The following is a 19034-nucleotide window of genomic DNA, read 5'->3' as shown; positions in this document are numbered from 1 at the left end:
ATACGCATCACAAACCTGAAAAGAAATCCGCTGGAAATAGTGAGATCTTTATTCCTCAAACCCTTGCGTGGCGTGAAGGAAAACGTTTGCGTAAAATCGTTTGTCAAGACCTGTTATCACAGAACTATTCAGTTATACTGTTGCCCGTCGTCCAACAGGACTGCCTTTTCAGGCCAAAATTTACTTGTTAGCTGAGTCAGGAGATGCGGATGTTAAAGCGTGAAATGAACATTGCCGATTATGATGCCGAACTGTGGCAGGCTATGGAGCAGGAAAAAGTACGTCAGGAAGAGCACATCGAACTGATCGCCTCCGAAAACTACACCAGCCCGCGCGTGATGCAGGCGCAGGGCTCTCAGCTGACCAACAAATACGCTGAAGGTTACCCGGGCAAGCGCTACTACGGCGGTTGCGAATACGTTGATATCGTCGAGCAGCTGGCGATCGACCGTGCGAAAGCACTCTTCGGCGCTGACTACGCGAACGTTCAGCCGCACTCCGGCTCTCAGGCTAACTTCGCTGTTTACACCGCGCTGCTGCAGCCGGGCGATACCGTTCTGGGTATGAACCTGGCGCAGGGCGGCCACCTGACTCACGGCTCCCCGGTTAACTTCTCCGGCAAACTGTACAACATCATTCCTTACGGTATTGATGAGTCCGGTAAAATTGACTACGAAGACATGGCTAAGCAGGCTAAAGAGCACAAGCCGAAGATGATCATCGGTGGCTTCTCTGCTTACTCCGGTATCGTTGACTGGGCAAAAATGCGTGAAATCGCAGACAGCATCGGCGCGTACCTGTTCGTTGACATGGCGCACGTTGCGGGCCTTATCGCCGCAGGCGTTTACCCGAACCCGGTTCCTCACGCTCACGTTGTGACCACCACTACTCACAAAACCCTGGCGGGTCCACGCGGTGGCCTGATCCTGGCGAAAGGCGGTGACGAAGAGCTGTACAAAAAACTGAACTCTGCTGTGTTCCCAAGCGCGCAGGGCGGCCCGCTGATGCACGTTATCGCCGCAAAAGCGGTCGCGCTGAAAGAAGCGATGGAGCCAGAGTTCAAGGTGTATCAGCAGCAGGTTGCTAAGAACGCCAAAGCGATGGTGGAAGTGTTCCTGAACCGTGGCTACAAAGTGGTATCCGGCGGGACTGAAAACCACCTGTTCCTGCTGGACCTGGTTGATAAGAACCTGACCGGTAAAGAAGCTGACGCTGCCCTGGGCCGCGCCAACATCACCGTGAACAAAAACAGCGTGCCAAACGATCCGAAGAGCCCGTTCGTGACCTCCGGTATCCGTATCGGTTCTCCGGCCGTGACGCGTCGCGGCTTTAAAGAAGCGGAAGTGAAAGAGCTGGCTGGCTGGATGTGTGACGTTCTGGACAACATCAATGACGAAGCGGTTATCGAGCGCGTCAAAGGTAAAGTTCTGGATATCTGCGCACGCTTCCCGGTATACGCATAATTCCTCTGCTTTGCAGAAATAAAAAAGGCCGCGCTTGCGGCCTTTTTTTATGGCTTAACGTCGGTCCAGGGAAATGGCCCCCGGTCCCACAATCGCCAGCAAAATAAACGCGCCAGCAATACTGACGTTCTTGTAGAAATTAATCATATTCGGCACAACCGCATCTCCGGTCATATCCCAGTAGTGGTGACCGATAATCGCCGTGCCCAGCGTATAGAAGACAAAGAGCACCGCGAGGGGGCGGGTGAAAAAGCCGAGCACGATCAGGATAGCGGCGGGAACCTCCATTACTACGGCGATAATGGCCGCCAGCATCGGCATGGGGGCGCCGAGCGACGTCATATACTGAACGGTGCCGCTAAAACCCGTCAGCTTGGGATAGCCAAAAATAATAAACAGGACAACGATGGCAATTCGGGCAATCAATAGCAGGAAGGAGCGTGAGGAGCCGAAATCGAAATAACGTAAGCTGTTCATGGCAAACGACCTCTTCAGGCGATGTCTTTTAAACGTAATACAATTTTGCCGCTCACGCCATACGCCGACCGGCTGTCCATGACGTTAATTTATCGTTAATTTATAGCGCGCTAACGACTTGCTAAAGTGCAGGATAAACGCCAGACTATCGCCTCCATTTCGGGAGGGATTCATGGTCTTGCATTCCACGCGCTGGCTGGCGCTCAGCTACTTCACCTACTTCTTTAGCTACGGTATTTTTCTGCCTTTCTGGAGCGTCTGGCTTAAGGGAATTGGTTTGACGCCAGAAACCATTGGCATCCTGCTGGGCGCGGGGCTGGTGGCGCGTTTCCTCGGAAGCCTGCTGATTGCCCCCCGCGTCAGCGATCCCTCCTTATTGATTAAAGCGGTGCGCATTCTGGCCCTGCTGACGCTGGTCTTCGCGGCCTGCTTCTGGGTCAGCCACCAGTTTGCCTGGCTGATGGTGGTGATGGTTGGCTTTAATCTGTTCTTCTCCCCGCTGGTGCCGCTGACGGATGCGCTGGCGAACACCTGGCAAAAGCAGATCACCATGGATTATGGCCGTGTGCGCCTCTGGGGATCGATTGCCTTCGTGATCGGCTCTGCGCTGGTGGGGAAACTGGTCAGCCTTTACGACTACCGCGCGATTCTGGCGCTGCTGAGTATCGGTATTGCCTCGATGCTGCTGGGCATGCTGCTGCGCCCGTCGGTGATGCCGCAAGGGGAGAGTCGCCATCAGGAGAGCGCCGGCTGGCCCGCCTGGCGGAGCCTGGTGGCCCAGAGCTGGCGTTTTCTGGCGTGCGTCTGTCTGCTTCAGGGGGCGCATGCGGCGTACTATGGCTTCAGCGCCATCTACTGGCAGGGGGCGGGCTACTCGGCCTCAGCGGTCGGTTACCTGTGGTCGCTGGGGGTGGTGGCAGAAGTCATTATTTTCGCCCTCAGCAAAAAGCTGTTCCGCCGCTTCGGCGCGCGCGATCTGCTGCTGCTTTCCGCGGTCTGCGGCGTGGCGCGCTGGGGGATTATGGGCTGGACGACCGAACTGCCGTGGCTGATTATGGCGCAGATCCTTCACTGCGGCACCTTCACCGTGTGCCACCTGGCGGCGATGCGCTATATCGCGGCGCGCGAGGGCGGGGACGTGATCCGTCTGCAGGCGGTCTACTCTGCGGTGGCGATGGGCGGCAGCATTGCGGTGATGACGGTCTTTGCGGGCTTTCTGTATCAGCATCTGGGACACGGCGTGTTCTGGGTCATGGCGCTGGTGGCGCTCCCGGCGATGTTTGTTCGACCGAAAGTGGCCGCGCGCGCCTGATTACGATTCCAGCATGGCGCGAATATGTTCCTGCTGCTGCGCGTTAAGCGATTCAACCGCGTGGATCAGCGGCGGCGAGAACAGCGGCAGCACGGTAGGATAGGGGGTGACAACCAGCGCGGCTTCGCGCGGTGCCCCCTCTTTCTGGAACGCCTGCAGCGTCAGATAGCGAATGTTGAGCGGCAGCAGGGTTAATTCGCGCAGCTGCTGTTCAATCACCTCCTCACAGGATTTATCCTCCCCGGTCAGCAGCACTACCTGTTTTTCATGCAGATCGGTCTCCTGCATCAGCCAGGCGCCGAAAATAACCGCTACCAGCGCCATCTCTTCATCGGAGAACCGCAGCCCAAATTCGGCTTCCAGCTCAAAGAGTGCCTCTTTCGTGGTGCGTAACAGCCGGGGATAGAGACGGTGAATTTCCTCAGGCAGGCTATTGTCGATGCCGATCTCAAACAGCGAGCGGTCCAGCGCCTGAGCCAGATGGATATACAGCTGATCGGTCAGCCCCTGCTCATCGCTGAAGTTCATCCCGGTCTGGGAGCGGAAACGGGCCACCATGCGCACAATGGCGCGGCGGAGGCGCTGATCCTGCTGGTGTTTATCAAGCACCGGATCGGGCGTGCGGAGCATCATAAACAGCAGCGCCAGAAACAGCTGCTCGTCCACGTGCGCGCCCTGCGGCACGCGCCGCTTCCAGTGACGAACAATCTCCTGCGCCGTAAAATACTCTCCCCGCGACTGGGTCCAGCTGCGCTGCGCGTGGGAAAACTGCGGCGTATTCCCTAAGTGGTGCTGGATGAGGCAGTATTGCAAGTAGAGCTGTAAGAACTGGACGTCCCGGCATTCAAACTGACGCTGCAGCTTGCGTGAGCAGAAGCCGATCAGCGCCCGCAGATTAGCATCGTCGTAGAGCGGCCGCGCGATGCCGTGCTGTTTAAGCGCAGTTTTTAAGGCTGGGGTAAACTGGTGCGAGACAAACTGCGGACAAAGGCGGAGCGCCCTGCGCAGCCAGTGCAGCAGACATAAACGCTGATTCAGGGCAGTGCCTTCAATTCGGTAGCTACCGTCATGGTGCGTGACGATATCCAGCCGGTGATAGCGCTGGATTTCATCGCGCGTCTCGGCTATATCTTGCCGTGCCATGACCTCGTCCACGCCGTTGGCAGCGATTATGCTCTGTGCGGTGACGGCAGCATCGGGCAGGTAAAGCATCAAAAGCACCTGGCAGCGGCGCTGCGAACTGGAAAGCACAGATGGAATTTCAAGCGTCGTCATCATCTGTCGGGTATCCAGTGTGAATGTTTGATAAGAATAGCTAAAGGATGGGCGCTGAAAAGCGCGCCGGCAGGCCTTTCAGTCAGGATTGCTGGGGAACATCACAGAATTTTTGACGTGAGGAATTGATGCAGACAGTTAAACAAAATGCGATGGCGTTATTTTTGGCGGTTATCACCTTTACCGCCAGCGCACATCCTCACAGTTTTATCAGCCTGAAAACCGAGCTGGTCACCGACGGCACGCAGCTGAGCGGCCTGAAAATGCGCTGGACGATGGATGAAATCACCTCGGCGGATCTGCTTTATGATGCGGGTAACGCGAAGCCCGGCGACGAAATCTGGAAAAAGCTGGCGGCAGAAGTGATGGCCAACGTGCTCGGGCAGCACTACTTCACCGAGTTCTGGCATAACGGACAAAAGGTGAAGTTCCTCGATCGCCCGACAGAATACGGCATGTCCCGCGACGGACATCAGGCGGTGCTGACGTTCGTGCTTCCACTGGCGCATCCGCAGCCGCTGGCAGGACAAACCTATACGTTTTCTACCTTTGATCCAACGTACTACGTCGATATGAGCTACGCCGAGGACAGCGACGTGCAGCTTCCTGCGTCGTTGCAAAAAACCTGCAACATTACGGTTCACACCCCGAAGCCCAGCGAAGAGACGCTGAATTTTGCTGTCTCTCTTGATAAAGAGGATGCCCCACCGGAGGACATGGAACTGGGTAAACAGTTTGCGCAGAAGGTAACGTTACAATGTCAGTGATATCCTCTCCGGTACGAAAGCCGCGCCGCTGGCTGCACCTCTGGCCGCTGGCGCTTTTTCTACTGCTCGCCGTTTGCGGTTCGCTCTGGCTGTGGCAGGCCTGGCCGCAGGTGATGATGAAAAGCATCATCTGGCAGCGTGAGGTCAACCAGCAGATGAGCGGGCTGCTGAAGGCGGTGGCGGAGAACCCGACCAAAGCGGGCGGTTCTCTGCTGGCGTTCAGCTTTATCTATGGCGTGCTGCACGCGCTGGGGCCGGGGCACGGCAAAATCGTCATCACCACCTGGCTTGCCACCCATCCGTCGAAGCTGAAATCAAGCATTGGCCTGACGCTGGCCTCTTCGCTGCTTCAGGGGGGCGTGGCGATTGCGCTGGTGGTGGTTGTGCTTTCGCTATTACAGCTTCCCGCGCGCAAGCTGCACCTGAGCAGCTTCTGGCTGGAGAAGGGCAGCTATGCGCTGGTCGGCGTGCTGGGGCTGATCCTCTGCTGGCGGGCACTGAAAAAGCTGCGCGCGCTGCTGCAAAAGCCCAAATTCAAAACCTTTACGCCGCACCACGTTCATGATGAACACTGCGGCTGCGGGCATCAGCATCTGCCGACGCAGGAACAATTACAGAGCGGTGACGACTGGCGCGCGCGGCTGATGATAGTTCTCTCTATGGGGATGCGCCCGTGCTCGGGGGCAATCATGGTGCTGCTGTTCAGTAAAGTGATTGGGGTGTTCGGCTGGGGCATGCTCTCGGCGCTGGCGATGGCGGCAGGAACCTCTCTCACCATTTCGTCTTTGGCGTTGCTGGTTCACAGCTTCCGTCAGCTTGCGGTAAAACTCAGCGGCAATAAAACGCCGGTACTGTGGCGGCAGGTAGGATGGACAACGCTCGCGCTGGCGGGGGGAGTGATTCTGCTGGTGGCGGCGGTAACGATGTGGATGAGCGCGGCGCCGTTTAGCACCCTCTCCCCTTTGGGGAGAGGGCTGAGATGAGGAGATTAACGCTTCAGCGCATCGCTCAGCTCGTCACGCATGTTGGCCAGCATGGCTTTAACAACGCGTGGGTTACCCGCAACGATGTTGCCGGTGGTCATGTAGTTGTGGCCGCCGGTGAAGTCGCAAACAATCGCGCCTGCTTCACGTGCGATCAGCTCGCCCGCAGCGAAGTCCCACGGCTTCAGTGACAGTTCGAAGTAACCGTCAACGCGGCCGGTTGCCACGTAGGCCAGATCCAGCGCAGCAGAGCCGGTGCGACGGAAGTCCGCGCATTCGGTGAACAGCTTGCCCAGGATATTCATATAGGTGGTTGCGTGCTGCTTCGCCTTGAATGGGAAGCCGGTCGCCAGGATGGTGCCGTCCAGATCGCGTGCATTGCTGCAGCGCAGACGGTAGCCGTTCAGCTGTGCGCCCTGACCGCGGGTCGCGGTGAACAGTTCGTTACGCATTGGATCGTAAACAACGGCGACTTCAGTACGGCCTTTAATGCGTACTGCGATTGACACAGAGAAGTGTGGCAGGCGTTTAACGAAGTTGGTGGTGCCATCCAGTGGATCGATAACCCATTGAACATCCTGATCGGTACCTTCATGTTCACCGCTTTCTTCGGTGATGATGGTGTGCTGCGGGTAAGATTTGCGGATCGTTTCGATAATGATCGCTTCTGCGGCTTTATCGACGTTAGTCACGAAATCATTGCTGCCTTTCTGGCTGGTTTCTACGGAGTCTGGCGTTTCGTAGTGTTTGGCAATTACATTACCCGCCTTGCGCGCTGCGCGCACGGCGATGGTCAGCATCGGATGCATCGGTCTCTCTCACTGGATGTTAAAGAACAGGAAAATCGGCGCAGAGTATAGCAGCGGGATCGGATTATGTCTCCCGTTTATGATAATATGCCCGAATATTCTTCAGACACTGAACCCAGACATCTAAAAATTATGCTGCAAAACATTCGAATCGTGCTGGTCGAAACATCGCACACCGGCAACATGGGCTCCGTTGCCCGCGCTATGAAAACCATGGGCTTAACGAACCTGTGGCTGGTTAATCCGCTGGTGAAACCAGACTCTCAGGCTATCGCCCTGGCGGCAGGGGCCAGCGACGTGATCGGCAACGCGCAGATCGTTGATACCCTCGACGAAGCGCTGGCCGGCTGCAGCCTCGTTGTCGGCACCAGCGCGCGTTCACGCACGCTGCCGTGGCCGATGCTGGATCCGCGCGAATGCGGCCTGAAAAGCGTCTCAGAAGCAGAGCAGGCACCGGTTGCGCTGGTGTTTGGCCGCGAGCGCGTTGGCCTGACCAACGACGAACTGCAGAAGTGCCACTACCACGTGGCAATTGCCGCCAACCCGGAATACAGCTCGCTGAACCTGGCAATGGCGGTGCAGGTAATCGCCTACGAAGTGCGCATGGCGTGGCTGGCGACGCAGGAGAAGCAGGCAGAACCGAAAGAAGAGACGGCCTACCCGCTGGTGGACGACCTTGAGCGTTTCTACGGTCACCTGGAGCAGACGCTGCTCGCTACCGGCTTCATCCGTGAAGGCCACCCTGGCCAGGTAATGAACAAGCTGCGCCGCATGTTTACCCGCGCGCGTCCGGAAAGCCAGGAGCTGAACATCCTGCGCGGAATCCTGGCGTCGATTGAACAGAAGAATAAAGAGTAGTGCCGATTTCCCCCTCTCCTCGTGGGAGAGGGTTGGGGTGAGGGCATCAGGCCGCACCTATATTATGAAGGCACAGAAGGTTAAATACCTGACTAAAACAGTCAAGTAAATAGTTGACCATTTTAGTCAGGAATGTCAGACTTGGCCCTGCTATGCAATACCCCCATTTTACAATAAAAAACCCCGGGCAGGGGCGAGTTTGAGGTTAAGTAAGACATGAGACTGACATCTAAAGGGCGTTATGCCGTGACCGCGATGCTGGACGTTGCGCTCAACTCCGAAGCGGGCCCGGTTCCGTTGGCTGATATTTCTGAACGACAAGGGATCTCCCTCTCTTACCTGGAACAGCTGTTCTCCAGACTGCGTAAAAATGGACTGGTGTCCAGCGTTCGTGGCCCGGGCGGCGGTTATCTGCTGGGTAAAGACGCGGGCAGTATTGCGGTTGGCGAAGTGATTAGCGCGGTGGATGAATCCGTTGACGCAACCCGTTGCCAGGGTAAAGGCGGCTGCCAGGGCGGCGATAAGTGCCTGACCCACGCGCTGTGGCGCGATCTGAGCGACCGTCTGACCGGCTTCCTGAACAACATCACCCTCGGTGAACTGGTCAATAACCAGGAAGTTCTGGACGTATCAGGTCGTCAGCACAGCCATGATTCACAACGCAGCACCCGCGCGCAGGACGCTATCGACGTCAAATTACGCGCGTAATAAAACGATAAGTATTTCAGAATCAGGCCGGGGTGGTCACACCCCGCGTACTCGGTCGTACATCCAGCCGGTTGCCTGATTCCTTGCATTGAAGCGATGTACGGAGTTTATAGAGCAATGAAATTACCGATTTATCTCGACTACTCCGCAACCACGCCGGTGGACCCGCGTGTTGCCGAGAAAATGATGCAGTGTCTGACCCTGGACGGAAACTTTGGTAACCCAGCTTCCCGTTCACACCGTTTTGGCTGGCATGCTGAAGAGGCGGTGGATATCGCCCGTAATCAGATTGCTGACCTGGTGGGTGCCGACCCGCGTGAGATTGTTTTCACCTCCGGTGCGACCGAATCCGACAACCTGGCGATCAAAGGTGCAGCCAACTTTTATCAGAAAAAAGGCAAGCACATCATCACCAGCAAAACCGAACACAAAGCCGTGCTGGACACCTGCCGCCAGCTGGAGCGTGAAGGTTTCGAAGTGACCTATCTGGCGCCGCAGAGCAACGGCATTATTGACCTGAAAGAGCTCGAAGCGGCGATGCGTGACGACACCATCCTGGTCTCCATCATGCACGTTAATAACGAAATCGGCGTCGTTCAGGACATCGCCACCATCGGCGAAATGTGCCGCGCGCGCGGTATCATCTACCACGTGGACGCGACCCAGAGCGTGGGCAAACTGCCTATCGACCTGAGCCAGCTGAAAGTAGACCTGATGTCCTTCTCCGGCCACAAAATCTATGGCCCGAAAGGGATCGGCGCGCTGTACGTTCGTCGTAAGCCACGTATCCGCATCGAAGCACAGATGCACGGCGGCGGTCACGAGCGCGGCATGCGTTCCGGTACGCTGCCTGTTCACCAGATCGTGGGCATGGGCGAAGCGTACCGCATTGCGAAAGAAGAGATGGAAACCGAGATGGCGCGCCTGCGCACGCTGCGTAACCGTCTGTGGGACGGCGTGAAAGATATGGAAGAAGTGTATCTGAACGGCGATCTCGAGCAGGGCGCGCCGAACATCCTCAACGTCAGCTTCAACTATGTTGAAGGCGAATCGCTGATCATGGCGCTGAAAGACCTGGCCGTTTCTTCCGGTTCTGCCTGTACGTCTGCAAGCCTGGAGCCATCCTACGTGCTGCGCGCGCTGGGTATGACTGACGAGCTGGCACACAGCTCTATCCGTTTCTCTTTAGGTCGTTTCACTACCGAAGAAGAGATTGACTACACCATCAAGCTGGTTCGTAACTCCATTGGCCGTCTGCGCGACCTTTCTCCACTGTGGGAAATGTTCAAGCAGGGCGTGGATCTGAACAGCATTGAATGGTCACATCACTAATCGGTATATAAGGAGAATTCAATCATGGCATACAGCGAAAAAGTTATCGATCATTACGAGAACCCGCGCAACGTTGGCTCTTTTGACAACAGCGATGAATCTGTCGGTAGCGGCATGGTTGGTGCGCCGGCGTGTGGCGACGTAATGAAGTTGCAGATTAAAGTCAACAATGAAGGTATCATTGAAGACGCGCGCTTCAAGACCTACGGCTGCGGTTCTGCAATTGCGTCCAGCTCCCTGGTCACCGAGTGGGTGAAGGGCAAGTCTCTGGACGAAGCACAGGCAATTAAGAACACGGATATTGCTGAAGAACTCGAACTGCCGCCGGTGAAAATTCACTGTTCAATTCTGGCAGAAGACGCGATCAAAGCCGCCATTGCGGATTACAAAAGCAAACGTGAAGCAAAATAATTGAGGTTTGAGTATGTCGATTACCCTTAGCGACAGCGCTGCCGCGCGAGTAAGCTCTTTTCTGGCGAACCGTGGTAAAGGCTTTGGCCTGCGACTGGGCGTACGTACCTCCGGCTGTTCTGGTATGGCTTACGTACTGGAGTTTGTTGACGAGCCGGCGTCTGATGACACCGTGTTTGAAGACAAGGGCGTGAAGGTGGTGGTCGATGGCAAAAGCCTGCAATTTCTCAACGGCACTCAGCTGGACTTCGTAAAAGAAGGCCTGAACGAAGGGTTCAAATTCACGAACCCGAACGTCAAAGACGAGTGTGGTTGCGGCGAAAGCTTCCACGTTTAACCGCGCGTCATCCGAAACCCCACCGTGGCTTTGCTGCGCGTGGGGTTTGTTCTAACAGGCTACCCCTGAGATTGTTATGGATTACTTCACTCTCTTCGGACTACCCGCTCAATACCCGATCGATCTTCAGGCGCTGACGGTCCGTTTTCAGGATCTGCAGCGTCAGTATCATCCGGATAAATTCGCCAGCGGGACGCAGGCAGAGCAGCTGGCTGCGGTATCGCACTCCGCGACCATCAACCAGGCCTGGCAGACGCTGCGCCATCCGCTGGCGCGTGCAGAATATCTGCTCTCGCTCCACGGCTTCGATCTGGCGAGCGAACAGCACACCGTGCGCGACACCGCGTTTCTGATGGAACAGCTGGAGCTGCGCGAAGAGCTGGATGAGATTGAACAGGCCAAAGACGAAGCGCGTCTGGAACGTTTTATCACGCGCGTGAAGGGCATGTTCGATACCCGCCATCAGCAGATGGTGGAGCAACTGAACAACGAGACCTGGGACGTGGCGGCAGACACTGTGCGCAAACTCCGTTTTCTCGATAAACTGCGAAGCAGCGCTGAACAACTCGAAGAAAAGCTGCTCGATTTTTAATTTCGGAAGCAATTATGGCCTTATTACAAATTAGTGAGCCTGGCTTAAGCGCCGCACCGCACCAGCGTCGTCTGGCGGTCGGTATTGACCTGGGCACCACCAATTCCCTCGTGGCGACCGTGCGCAGCGGCCAGGCGGAAACGCTGGCCGACGAGCAGGGCCGCCATCTGCTGCCTTCCGTGGTCCACTACCAGCAGCAGGGTCACGCGGTCGGCTATGACGCCCGCGCCAACGCCGCGCGCGATCCGGCCAACACCATCAGCTCCGTAAAGCGCATGATGGGCCGCTCGCTGGCCGATATCCAGACCCGCTACCCGCACCTGCCGTATCAGCTGCAGGCCAGTGAAAACGGTCTGCCGATGATTGCCACGGCGGCCGGCCTGCTGAACCCAATTCGCGTGTCTGCTGACATCCTCAAAGCGCTGGCGGCGCGCGCGACGGCGACGCTCGGCGGCGATCTGGACGGCGTAGTGATCACCGTTCCGGCCTATTTTGACGACGCACAGCGTCAGGGCACCAAAGACGCTGCGCGTCTGGCGGGCCTGCACGTGCTGCGCCTGCTGAACGAACCGACGGCGGCGGCGATTGCCTACGGCCTCGACTCCGGTCAGGAAGGGGTGATTGCGGTTTACGACCTCGGCGGCGGTACCTTTGATATTTCTATCCTGCGCCTGAGCCGCGGCGTGTTTGAAGTGCTGGCGACCGGCGGGGATTCCGCGCTCGGCGGCGATGATTTCGACCATCTGCTGGCGGACTACTTCCGCGAGCAGGCGGGCATCAGCGATCGCAGCGATGCGCGCGTTCAGCGCGAACTGCTGGATGCGGCCATCGACGCCAAAATTGCGCTGAGCGATGCGCAGTCGGTCAGCGTTAATGTCGCAGGCTGGCAGGGTGAAATCACCCGCGACCAGTTCAGCGAGCTGATTGCGCCTCTGGTTAAACGCACCCTGCTGGCCTGCCGTCGCGCATTGAAGGATGCGGGCGTGGAGGCTGACGAGGTGCTGGAAGTGGTCATGGTGGGCGGCTCAACGCGCGTGCCGCTGGTGCGCGAGCGCGTGGGCGAATTCTTTGGCCGCACGCCGCTGACCTCCATCGACCCGGACAAAGTGGTTGCCGTCGGTGCCGCTATCCAGGCCGATATTCTGGTTGGCAACAAGCCGGACAGTGAAATGCTGCTGCTGGACGTCATCCCGCTGTCTCTCGGTTTAGAAACCATGGGCGGCCTGGTGGAGAAAGTGATCCCGCGTAACACCACCATTCCGGTGGCGCGTGCGCAGGAGTTCACCACCTTCAAAGACGGCCAGACCGCGATGTCCATCCACGTGATGCAGGGCGAGCGCGAACTGGTGCAGGACTGCCGCTCTCTGGCGCGCTTTGCGCTGCGCGGTATCCCGGCGCTGCCGGCGGGCGGGGCGCACATTCGCGTCACCTTCCAGGTGGATGCGGACGGCCTGCTGAGCGTCACGGCGATGGAAAAATCCACCGGCGTGGAGTCGTCTATCCAGGTGAAGCCGTCCTACGGTCTGACCGATGGCGAAATCGCCTCCATGATCCAGGATTCAATGAGCTACGCCGAGCAGGATGTGAAGGCGCGTATGCTGGCTGAACAGAAAGTTGAAGCCGCACGTGTGCTGGAAAGTCTGAACGGGGCGCTCGCTGCCGATGCCGCGCTGTTAAGCGCCGCCGAGCGTCAGGTGATTGACGAGGCTGCCGCGCGCTTACGCGCAGTCGCCGAAGGCAATGACGCTGACGCAATAGAAGAAGCCATTAAAAACGTTGATAAACAAACCCAGGACTTCGCTGCTCGCCGCATGGACAAATCTGTCCGCGTCGCGCTGAAAGGCCAGTCCGTGGACGAGGTTTAATATGCCAAAGATTGTTATTTTGCCTCATGCGGACCTCTGTCCGGATGGTGCTGTTCTGGAAGCGAAGACCGGTGAAACCATTCTCGATGTTGCCCTGCGTGCAGGTATCGAAGTGGAACACGCCTGTGAAAAATCCTGTGCCTGCACCACCTGCCACTGCATCGTGCGTGAAGGTTTCGACTCTCTCGCCGAGAGCACCGAAGACGAAGACGACATGCTGGATAAAGCATGGGGTCTGGAGCCAGACAGCCGCCTGAGCTGCCAGGCCGCGGTGACCGATGAAGATCTGGTCGTGGAATTCCCACGCTACACCATCAACCACGCACGCGAGCATTAATATGGGACTGAAGTGGACAGACAGCCGTGAAATCGGCGAAGCGCTCTACGACGCGAACCCGGATCTCGATCCCAAAACCGTACGATTCACCGACATGCACCAGTGGATCTGCAATTTAGAGGATTTCGACGACGATCCAAACGCATCCAATGAAAAAATTCTGGAGGCGATTCTGTTAGTCTGGTTAGATGAAGCAGAGTAAATCACTTAACGGGCTGCCTTCAGGCGGCCCGTTTGCTAATAAGGATAAATAAAATGACCGAAGCGATGAAGATTACGCTCTCTACGCAGCCCGCCGACGCGCGCTGGGGCGAGAAAGCCAGCTACAGCATCAACAACGACGGTATCACCCTGCACCTGACGGGCAAAGATGATTTAGGTCTGATCCAGCGCGCCGCGCGTAAAATTGACGGCCTGGGCATTAAGCATGTCTCGCTGGAAGGCGAAGGTTGGGATACTGACCGCAGCTGGGCGTTCTGGGCGGGCTACAAAGGCCCGAAAGGCACCCGCAAAATTGAGTGGGCGAACCTCAACGAAGCCGGTCAAAAAGAGCTGGAAAGCCGCCTGAAAATTATCGACTGGGTGCGCGACACCATTAACGCCCCGGCGGAGGAGTTAGGCCCTGAGCAACTGGCGCAGCGTGCGGTTGACCTGCTGTGCGGCGTGGCGGGGGATAACATGTCCTACCGCATCACCAAAGGTGAAGATCTGCGCGAGCAGAACTACATGGGCATTCATACCGTGGGCCGTGGCTCCGAACGTCCTCCGGTCCTGCTGGCGCTGGATTACAACCCAACCGGCGATAAAGAAGCGCCTGTCTTTGCCTGCCTGGTCGGTAAAGGTATCACCTTCGACACCGGCGGCTACAGCCTGAAGCAGAGCGCATTCATGGATTCCATGAAGTCCGACATGGGCGGCGCGGCAACCATCACCGGCGCGCTGGCATTCGCCATCACCCGCGGTCTGAACAAGCGCGTGAAGCTCTACCTGTGCTGCGCGGACAACATGGTGAGCGGCAACGCCTTCAAGCTGGGCGACATCATTCGCTACCGCAACGGTAAAAATGTCGAAGTGATGAACACCGATGCCGAAGGCCGTCTGGTGCTGGCCGATGGCCTGATCGACGCCTCTGCCCAGAAGCCAGAGCTGATTATCGACATGGCGACCCTGACCGGCGCGGCGAAAACCGCTCTGGGCAACGACTACCACGCGCTGTTCAGCTTTGACGACAAGCTGGCCGCTCGCCTGCTGGCAAGCGCGGCTGCGGAAAACGAACCGTTCTGGCGTCTGCCGCTGGCCGAGTTCCACCGCAGCCAGCTGCCGTCTAACTTTGCCGAGCTGAATAACACCGCGAGCGCGGCGTACCCGGCGGGTGCAAGTACCGCAGCAGGCTTCCTGTCGCACTTCGTTGAGAACTATCACGAAGGCTGGCTGCACATCGACTGCTCCGCAACCTACCGTAAGGCGGCAGTTGAGCAGTGGTCCGCGGGTGCGACCGGTCTGGGCGTGCGTACCGTGGCGAACCTGCTGACGGCTGAGTGATCTTTTTTGCCCGGCGGCGCTGCGCTTGCACGGGCCTGTGGTTTTGTAGGCCGGGTAAGCAAAGCGCCACCCGGCGTTTATTGAAGTAGCCAAACTATGTCAGATACCAAAAACGAATTAGAAACCCTGCTGGAACAGGCGGCGACCGAGCCCGCCCACCGTCCAGCATTTTTCCGCACGCTACTGGAATCCACCGTCTGGGTACCGGGCACCGCGGCGGAAGGTGAGCAGGTTGTCGAAGACAGCGCGCTGGATCTGCTGCACTGGGAGAAAGATGACGGCACGTCGGTTATCCCGTTCTTCACTTCATTGGAAGCGTTGCAGGAAGCGGTAGAAGATGAACAGGCGTTCGTGGTGATGCCGGTGCGCACGCTGTTCGAAATGACGCTGGGCCAGACGCTGTTCCTTAACGCTAAGCTGCCAACCGGGAAAGAGTTCACCCCGCGCGAGATCAGCCACCTGATTGGTGAAGAGGGCAATCCGCTCAGCACGCAGGAAGTGCTGGAAGGGGGCGAAACGCTGCTACTGTCTGAGGTGGCCGAGCCGCCTGCGCAGATGATCGATTCCCTGACAACGCTGTTCAAAACGCTCAAGCCCGTCAGGCGCGCGTTTCTCTGCTCCATTAAAGAGCGCGCGGACGAAAAGCCGGTGCTGTTGATCGGTATTGAAGCCGATGGCGATTTCGACGAGATCGTTCAGGCGGCGGGAAGCGTGGCCACCGACACGCTGCCGGGCGATGAGCCGATCGATATCTGTCAGGTGAAAAACGGTGAGAAGGGCATCAGCCATTTTATTACCGAGCACATCACGCCGTTCTATGAGCGTCGCTGGGGCGGCTTCCTGCGCGATCTCAAGACCAACCGCATCATCTGATTACGGCGGGGTGAATGTCACCCCGTTGCCTCCAGCAGCAGTAAATCCATCAGCAGCACCAGATTCGACTCAAAGGACGTCACGCCCGCGGCTTCGGCAGCGAAGTGCACCGCCTCGTCATACAGCGCAAAGTGCACGTCCGCCATGCCCGCCAGCGTATTGGCCGAGGCGCGGGTAAAGGCGACGACCGTCATGCCGACGTTTTTGGCAATCCGCGCCTTATCCAGCACCTGTTCCGTTTCGCCGCTGCGGGAGACGGCAATAAATACCTGATAACGCGCAGCGTTGCTGAGAAAAATGTTTCGGCTGTCCCCCGGCCCGGAGATGAACGCCGTTTTGCCCAACACCTGCAGCTTCTTGGTCAGGTATTCGGCAAAGAGATAGGAAAACCCGGCCCCGTAGAGAAAAAAGCTCTCTTTCTGCCGCAGCAGGTCGGCGAACTGCTGGCGCTTCTCCTGCGTGATCCACTGGAAGGTGTGCTGATAGTTAGCGATAAACTGATTAAACAGCGCCGGGAGCTCAGGAAGGGATTGCGCCTGAGCGGCAATATGCGGCGTGTCGGAGAGCAACTGCTTGCAGTGCCAGATAAACTCACTAAAGCCGCTAAACCCCAGCTTCTGACACAGCCGCATAATGGTGGCGGTAGAAACAAACGTCGCCTGCGCCAGTTCGCGCACCGTGATGTTGCCCACCAGCAGCGGATGCTCCGTCAGGTGGGCGAGGACGCGATACTCCGCGCGGGTCAGGGACGCCCCGCGCGTTAACAGCGTGGCCAGGCGGTTATCCATTATTTCGCCGGTTCAACTGGCAGATCGTCACGCGCCCCCCATTCGCTCCAGGCGCCGTCGTAGAGCGTAACGTCGTTGACGCCGAGGGTGGCGAGCGCCAGGATCACCACGCAGGCCGTCACGCCGGAGCCGCAGCTGGCAATAATCGGGCGATGTAAATCCACGCCCGCGCGGTCAAATATGGCACGCAGCTCGTCGGTAGTTTTCAGCTCGCCCTCAAACACCAGGTCGCCCCACGGCACGTTCAGCGCACCTGGAATATGGCCTCGTCTCAGCCCTGGACGTGGTTCATCCGCTTCAGCGTTAAAGCGTGGTGCAGGGCGCGCATCGACGATTTGCGCCGTCTTTTCATGGCTCGCGACCAGTACGTCGGTGAGGCGCTTCACCACGTTAGCGTCGAACGTCGCGTCGAACTCGCCTTCCGGCAGCGTCACGTCGCCCTGCTGGAGCGGCAGCTCGTCACGCTTCCAGCCCGCCAGACCGCCCGCCAGAATCGAGACTTTTTCCACGCCAAACTGTTTCAGCATCCACCAAGCGCGCGGCGCGGAGAACAGATTGCCTTCATCGTAAACAACAAGATGTTTGTCTTTGCTGACGCCCAGCTCGCGCATCGCCACGGAAAACGCTTCCGGGCGCGGCAGCATGTGCGGCAGGGGAGAGGTATGATCGGAGAGGGCTTCGATATCAAAAAATACCGCGCCAGGCAGATGCCCTGCGCGGTATTCACCGGGAACGTCACGATGTTCCTGGCCCGGCGGGGCCATACGCGCGTCAATAATCTGGACTTCCGGATCGTCGCCGTGCTCAATCAGCCAGTCGGCGGCTACAAAATATGAGGTGGACATGGGTTGCCTCCATTCTTTTCCGTAAAAAAGGATTGTCGGTGTTTTTTCTGACACCGACAAGCAAACCACGTTCAACTCGCGAGCAAGCCCCTATTTTTTCACCGTTTCGCCGTCCTGCCAGGCTTTTTGCAGCGCAGGCCAGTAGTCGCGGTTGGCTTCTATCATCTCATCCAGAATCGCTTTTGCGTGCTCCATGGTGGGCACGGTGCGGTTGAGGGTGAACGCCTGAAGCGCTTTCTCATAGCTGCCTTCGATGGTCGCCTCTACGAGCAGTTGTTCAGACGCCAGCTGCTGTTGCAGCAGGGTCTGGTGGAACAGCGGTACCAGCCCCACGCGCACAGGCTCCGGCCCTTCGGAGGTGATATAGGCGGGTACTTCCACCACCGCATCATAAGGCAGGTTGGTAATCGCCCCGCGGTTCTCCACCATTACCAGATGGCGTTGGCGCAGGTTAAAGGCCAGCGAGCAGGCGACATCGACGATAAACTCGCCGTGAACGCCCACGTGGAAGGCATCCGGTAAAATCCCGGTGTGCTTGTATTCTTCGGCTGCGGCGAACAGCTTTTTCTCGCGCCCGTCCATCACTTCATTGGCGCGGGTATAGTCCGGGTTCTGATGCTCCACAATCTGGTTCGGCATCAGGTAATACTGCAGGTACGGGTTCGGCAGGTACTCCGGGAAGTTATCCATAATCGGCTTGATGTTGCGCCAGGTTTTAACCCACGAAGGATCCGAGTGCTGCGGATCGGTTTTTGCGGCATCTTCCGTCAGCAGGCCAAACTTCGCGATATGTTTACGCAGCTCCGGTAATTTGTCCTCGCCGTCCACCAGCACGCGGGTAAACCAGCCGAAGTGGTTCAGGCCAAAGTAGTCCACCTCCAGTTTGCGACGATCGACACCCAGAATGGCCCCCATATTACGCATCGCCGCGACCGGCATATCGCAGATGTTCAGCACGCGAGCATTTGGTCGCAGGCGTCGCACGCCCTCCGCGACGATCGCCGCCGGGTTGGAGTAGTTCACGATCCAGGCTTTCTCATGCGCGTAGCGATCCACCAGATCGATAAGCTCGACCATCGGCAGGATCGTGCGCAGTCCGTAGGCCAGCCCGCCGGGGCCGCAGGTCTCCTGGCCGACGACGCCGTGACGCAGCGGGATCTTCTCATCCTGCTCGCGCATTTTGTACTGGCCGACGCGCATTTGGGCGAAAACGAAATGCGCGCCGCTGAAAGCCACTTCCGGGTCACTGGTGACGGTAAATTTGATGCTCTGACTGTGGTCGCGAATCACTTTCTCAACCACCGGCGCAATGGTGTTCTGACGCGCCTCGTCAATGTCATAGAGGCGGATTTCGGCCAGCGGGAAATCCTGCAGGCGCACCATCAGGCTTTTCACAATTCCCGGCGTGTAAGTGCTGCCGCCGCCGGCAATCGACAGAATGAATGGGGGTGTAAACATCT

At 57.8% G+C, this 19034-nt stretch carries 21 protein-coding genes; 15 read left to right on the top strand and 6 right to left on the bottom strand.

Annotation, left to right across the window (positions count from 1 at the left end):
• Positions 1-209: 209 nt before the first annotated feature.
• Entirely contained in the window at positions 210-1463 is a 1254-nt protein-coding gene (gene glyA / locus APT89_RS12505; RefSeq protein WP_025757663.1) for a serine hydroxymethyltransferase, read from the top strand.
• 54 nt (positions 1464-1517) lie between these two features.
• Here the strand turns inward: glyA and APT89_RS12500 are convergent, their stop codons facing one another.
• Positions 1518-1940: a DoxX family protein gene (locus APT89_RS12500; protein ID WP_028014082.1), complete on the bottom strand. Its 423-nt coding sequence runs from the start codon at positions 1938-1940 to the stop codon at positions 1518-1520.
• Between the two features lie 172 nt (positions 1941-2112).
• Between APT89_RS12500 and APT89_RS12495 the strand changes: the two genes are divergently transcribed.
• Positions 2113-3252, top strand: a complete 1140-nt coding sequence (locus APT89_RS12495) for a 3-phenylpropionate MFS transporter (RefSeq protein WP_028014081.1) — start codon at positions 2113-2115, stop codon at positions 3250-3252.
• Here the strand turns inward: APT89_RS12495 and csiE are convergent, their stop codons facing one another.
• A complete protein-coding gene (csiE, locus tag APT89_RS12490) occupies positions 3253-4530 on the bottom strand; it encodes a stationary phase inducible protein CsiE (protein WP_041908697.1) in 1278 nt (425 codons plus the stop codon).
• 125 nt (positions 4531-4655) lie between these two features.
• Between csiE and APT89_RS12485 the strand changes: the two genes are divergently transcribed.
• Together APT89_RS12485 and APT89_RS12480 are read left to right on the top strand one after the other, a co-directional pair.
• A complete protein-coding gene (locus APT89_RS12485) occupies positions 4656-5294 on the top strand; it encodes a DUF1007 family protein (RefSeq protein WP_060572545.1) in 639 nt (212 codons plus the stop codon).
• Entirely contained in the window at positions 5285-6277 is a 993-nt protein-coding gene (locus APT89_RS12480; RefSeq protein ID WP_060572543.1) for a nickel/cobalt transporter, read from the top strand. The genes APT89_RS12485 and APT89_RS12480 overlap by 10 nt, the downstream gene beginning before the upstream one ends.
• Positions 6278-6282: 5 nt before the next feature.
• On the opposite strand, the gene suhB is transcribed toward APT89_RS12480, so the two are convergent.
• A complete protein-coding gene (gene suhB, locus APT89_RS12475; protein WP_028014077.1) occupies positions 6283-7086 on the bottom strand; it encodes an inositol-1-monophosphatase in 804 nt (267 codons plus the stop codon).
• Between the two features lie 132 nt (positions 7087-7218).
• On the opposite strand from suhB, the gene trmJ reads away from it, so the two are divergent.
• The 11 genes from trmJ to sseB all read left to right on the top strand — a co-directional run bounded on the left by trmJ (position 7219) and on the right by sseB (position 15941).
• Positions 7219-7944, top strand: coding sequence for a tRNA (cytosine(32)/uridine(32)-2'-O)-methyltransferase TrmJ (gene trmJ, locus APT89_RS12470; protein WP_028014076.1), 726 nt, complete (start codon positions 7219-7221; stop codon positions 7942-7944).
• A 216-nt stretch (positions 7945-8160) separates the two neighbouring features.
• The gene (gene iscR, locus APT89_RS12465; protein WP_008502158.1) at positions 8161-8652 is read left to right on the top strand and encodes a Fe-S cluster assembly transcriptional regulator IscR; all 492 of its coding nucleotides are present in this window, start codon (positions 8161-8163) and stop codon (positions 8650-8652) included.
• Between the two features lie 117 nt (positions 8653-8769).
• On the top strand, positions 8770-9984 hold the full coding sequence (iscS, locus tag APT89_RS12460; RefSeq protein WP_003860663.1) for a cysteine desulfurase: 1215 nt from the start codon (positions 8770-8772) through the stop codon (positions 9982-9984).
• 24 nt (positions 9985-10008) lie between these two features.
• Complete coding sequence (gene iscU, locus APT89_RS12455) at positions 10009-10395, top strand: Fe-S cluster assembly scaffold IscU (RefSeq protein ID WP_003860661.1); 387 nt, start codon at positions 10009-10011, stop codon at positions 10393-10395.
• Between the two features lie 13 nt (positions 10396-10408).
• Positions 10409-10732, top strand: coding sequence for an iron-sulfur cluster assembly protein IscA (gene iscA, locus APT89_RS12450; protein ID WP_003860659.1), 324 nt, complete (start codon positions 10409-10411; stop codon positions 10730-10732).
• Positions 10733-10808: 76 nt separating this feature from the next.
• On the top strand, positions 10809-11324 hold the full coding sequence (gene hscB / locus APT89_RS12445; protein ID WP_045260178.1) for a co-chaperone HscB: 516 nt from the start codon (positions 10809-10811) through the stop codon (positions 11322-11324).
• A gap of 14 nt (positions 11325-11338) precedes the next feature.
• Positions 11339-13189 carry a Fe-S protein assembly chaperone HscA gene (gene hscA / locus APT89_RS12440; RefSeq protein WP_047364172.1) on the top strand — a complete coding sequence of 617 codons (1851 nt, stop codon included), beginning with the start codon at positions 11339-11341 and terminating at the stop codon, positions 13187-13189.
• A gap of 1 nt (position 13190) precedes the next feature.
• Entirely contained in the window at positions 13191-13526 is a 336-nt protein-coding gene (gene fdx, locus APT89_RS12435; RefSeq protein WP_003860652.1) for an ISC system 2Fe-2S type ferredoxin, read from the top strand.
• Position 13527: 1 nt separating this feature from the next.
• A complete protein-coding gene (gene iscX / locus APT89_RS12430) occupies positions 13528-13728 on the top strand; it encodes a Fe-S cluster assembly protein IscX (protein WP_059354130.1) in 201 nt (66 codons plus the stop codon).
• A gap of 53 nt (positions 13729-13781) precedes the next feature.
• Entirely contained in the window at positions 13782-15068 is a 1287-nt protein-coding gene (pepB, locus tag APT89_RS12425; protein WP_060572542.1) for an aminopeptidase PepB, read from the top strand.
• A 96-nt stretch (positions 15069-15164) separates the two neighbouring features.
• Complete coding sequence (gene sseB / locus APT89_RS12420) at positions 15165-15941, top strand: enhanced serine sensitivity protein SseB (protein ID WP_032648693.1); 777 nt, start codon at positions 15165-15167, stop codon at positions 15939-15941.
• 17 nt (positions 15942-15958) lie between these two features.
• Here sseB and APT89_RS12415 read toward each other — a convergent pair whose 3' ends face one another.
• From APT89_RS12415 to APT89_RS12405, 3 genes are all read right to left on the bottom strand, one after another.
• The gene (locus tag APT89_RS12415) at positions 15959-16729 is read right to left on the bottom strand and encodes a MurR/RpiR family transcriptional regulator (RefSeq protein ID WP_028014071.1); all 771 of its coding nucleotides are present in this window, start codon (positions 16727-16729) and stop codon (positions 15959-15961) included.
• Positions 16729-17574 carry a 3-mercaptopyruvate sulfurtransferase gene (gene sseA / locus APT89_RS12410; RefSeq protein WP_028014070.1) on the bottom strand — a complete coding sequence of 282 codons (846 nt, stop codon included), beginning with the start codon at positions 17572-17574 and terminating at the stop codon, positions 16729-16731. The genes APT89_RS12415 and sseA overlap by 1 nt, the downstream gene beginning before the upstream one ends.
• Before the next feature lie 90 nt (positions 17575-17664).
• Entirely contained in the window at positions 17665-19032 is a 1368-nt protein-coding gene (locus APT89_RS12405) for a 6-phospho-alpha-glucosidase (RefSeq protein ID WP_060572539.1), read from the bottom strand.
• Positions 19033-19034 lie beyond the last annotated feature (2 nt).

The sequence above is a fragment of the Enterobacter sp. 50588862 genome (genome assembly GCF_001462935.1).
GTDB lineage: Bacteria > Pseudomonadota > Gammaproteobacteria > Enterobacterales > Enterobacteriaceae > Enterobacter > Enterobacter bugandensis.
Note: the sequence above shows the minus strand (reverse complement) of the source record. Positions and strands in the feature narration are given on the sequence as shown.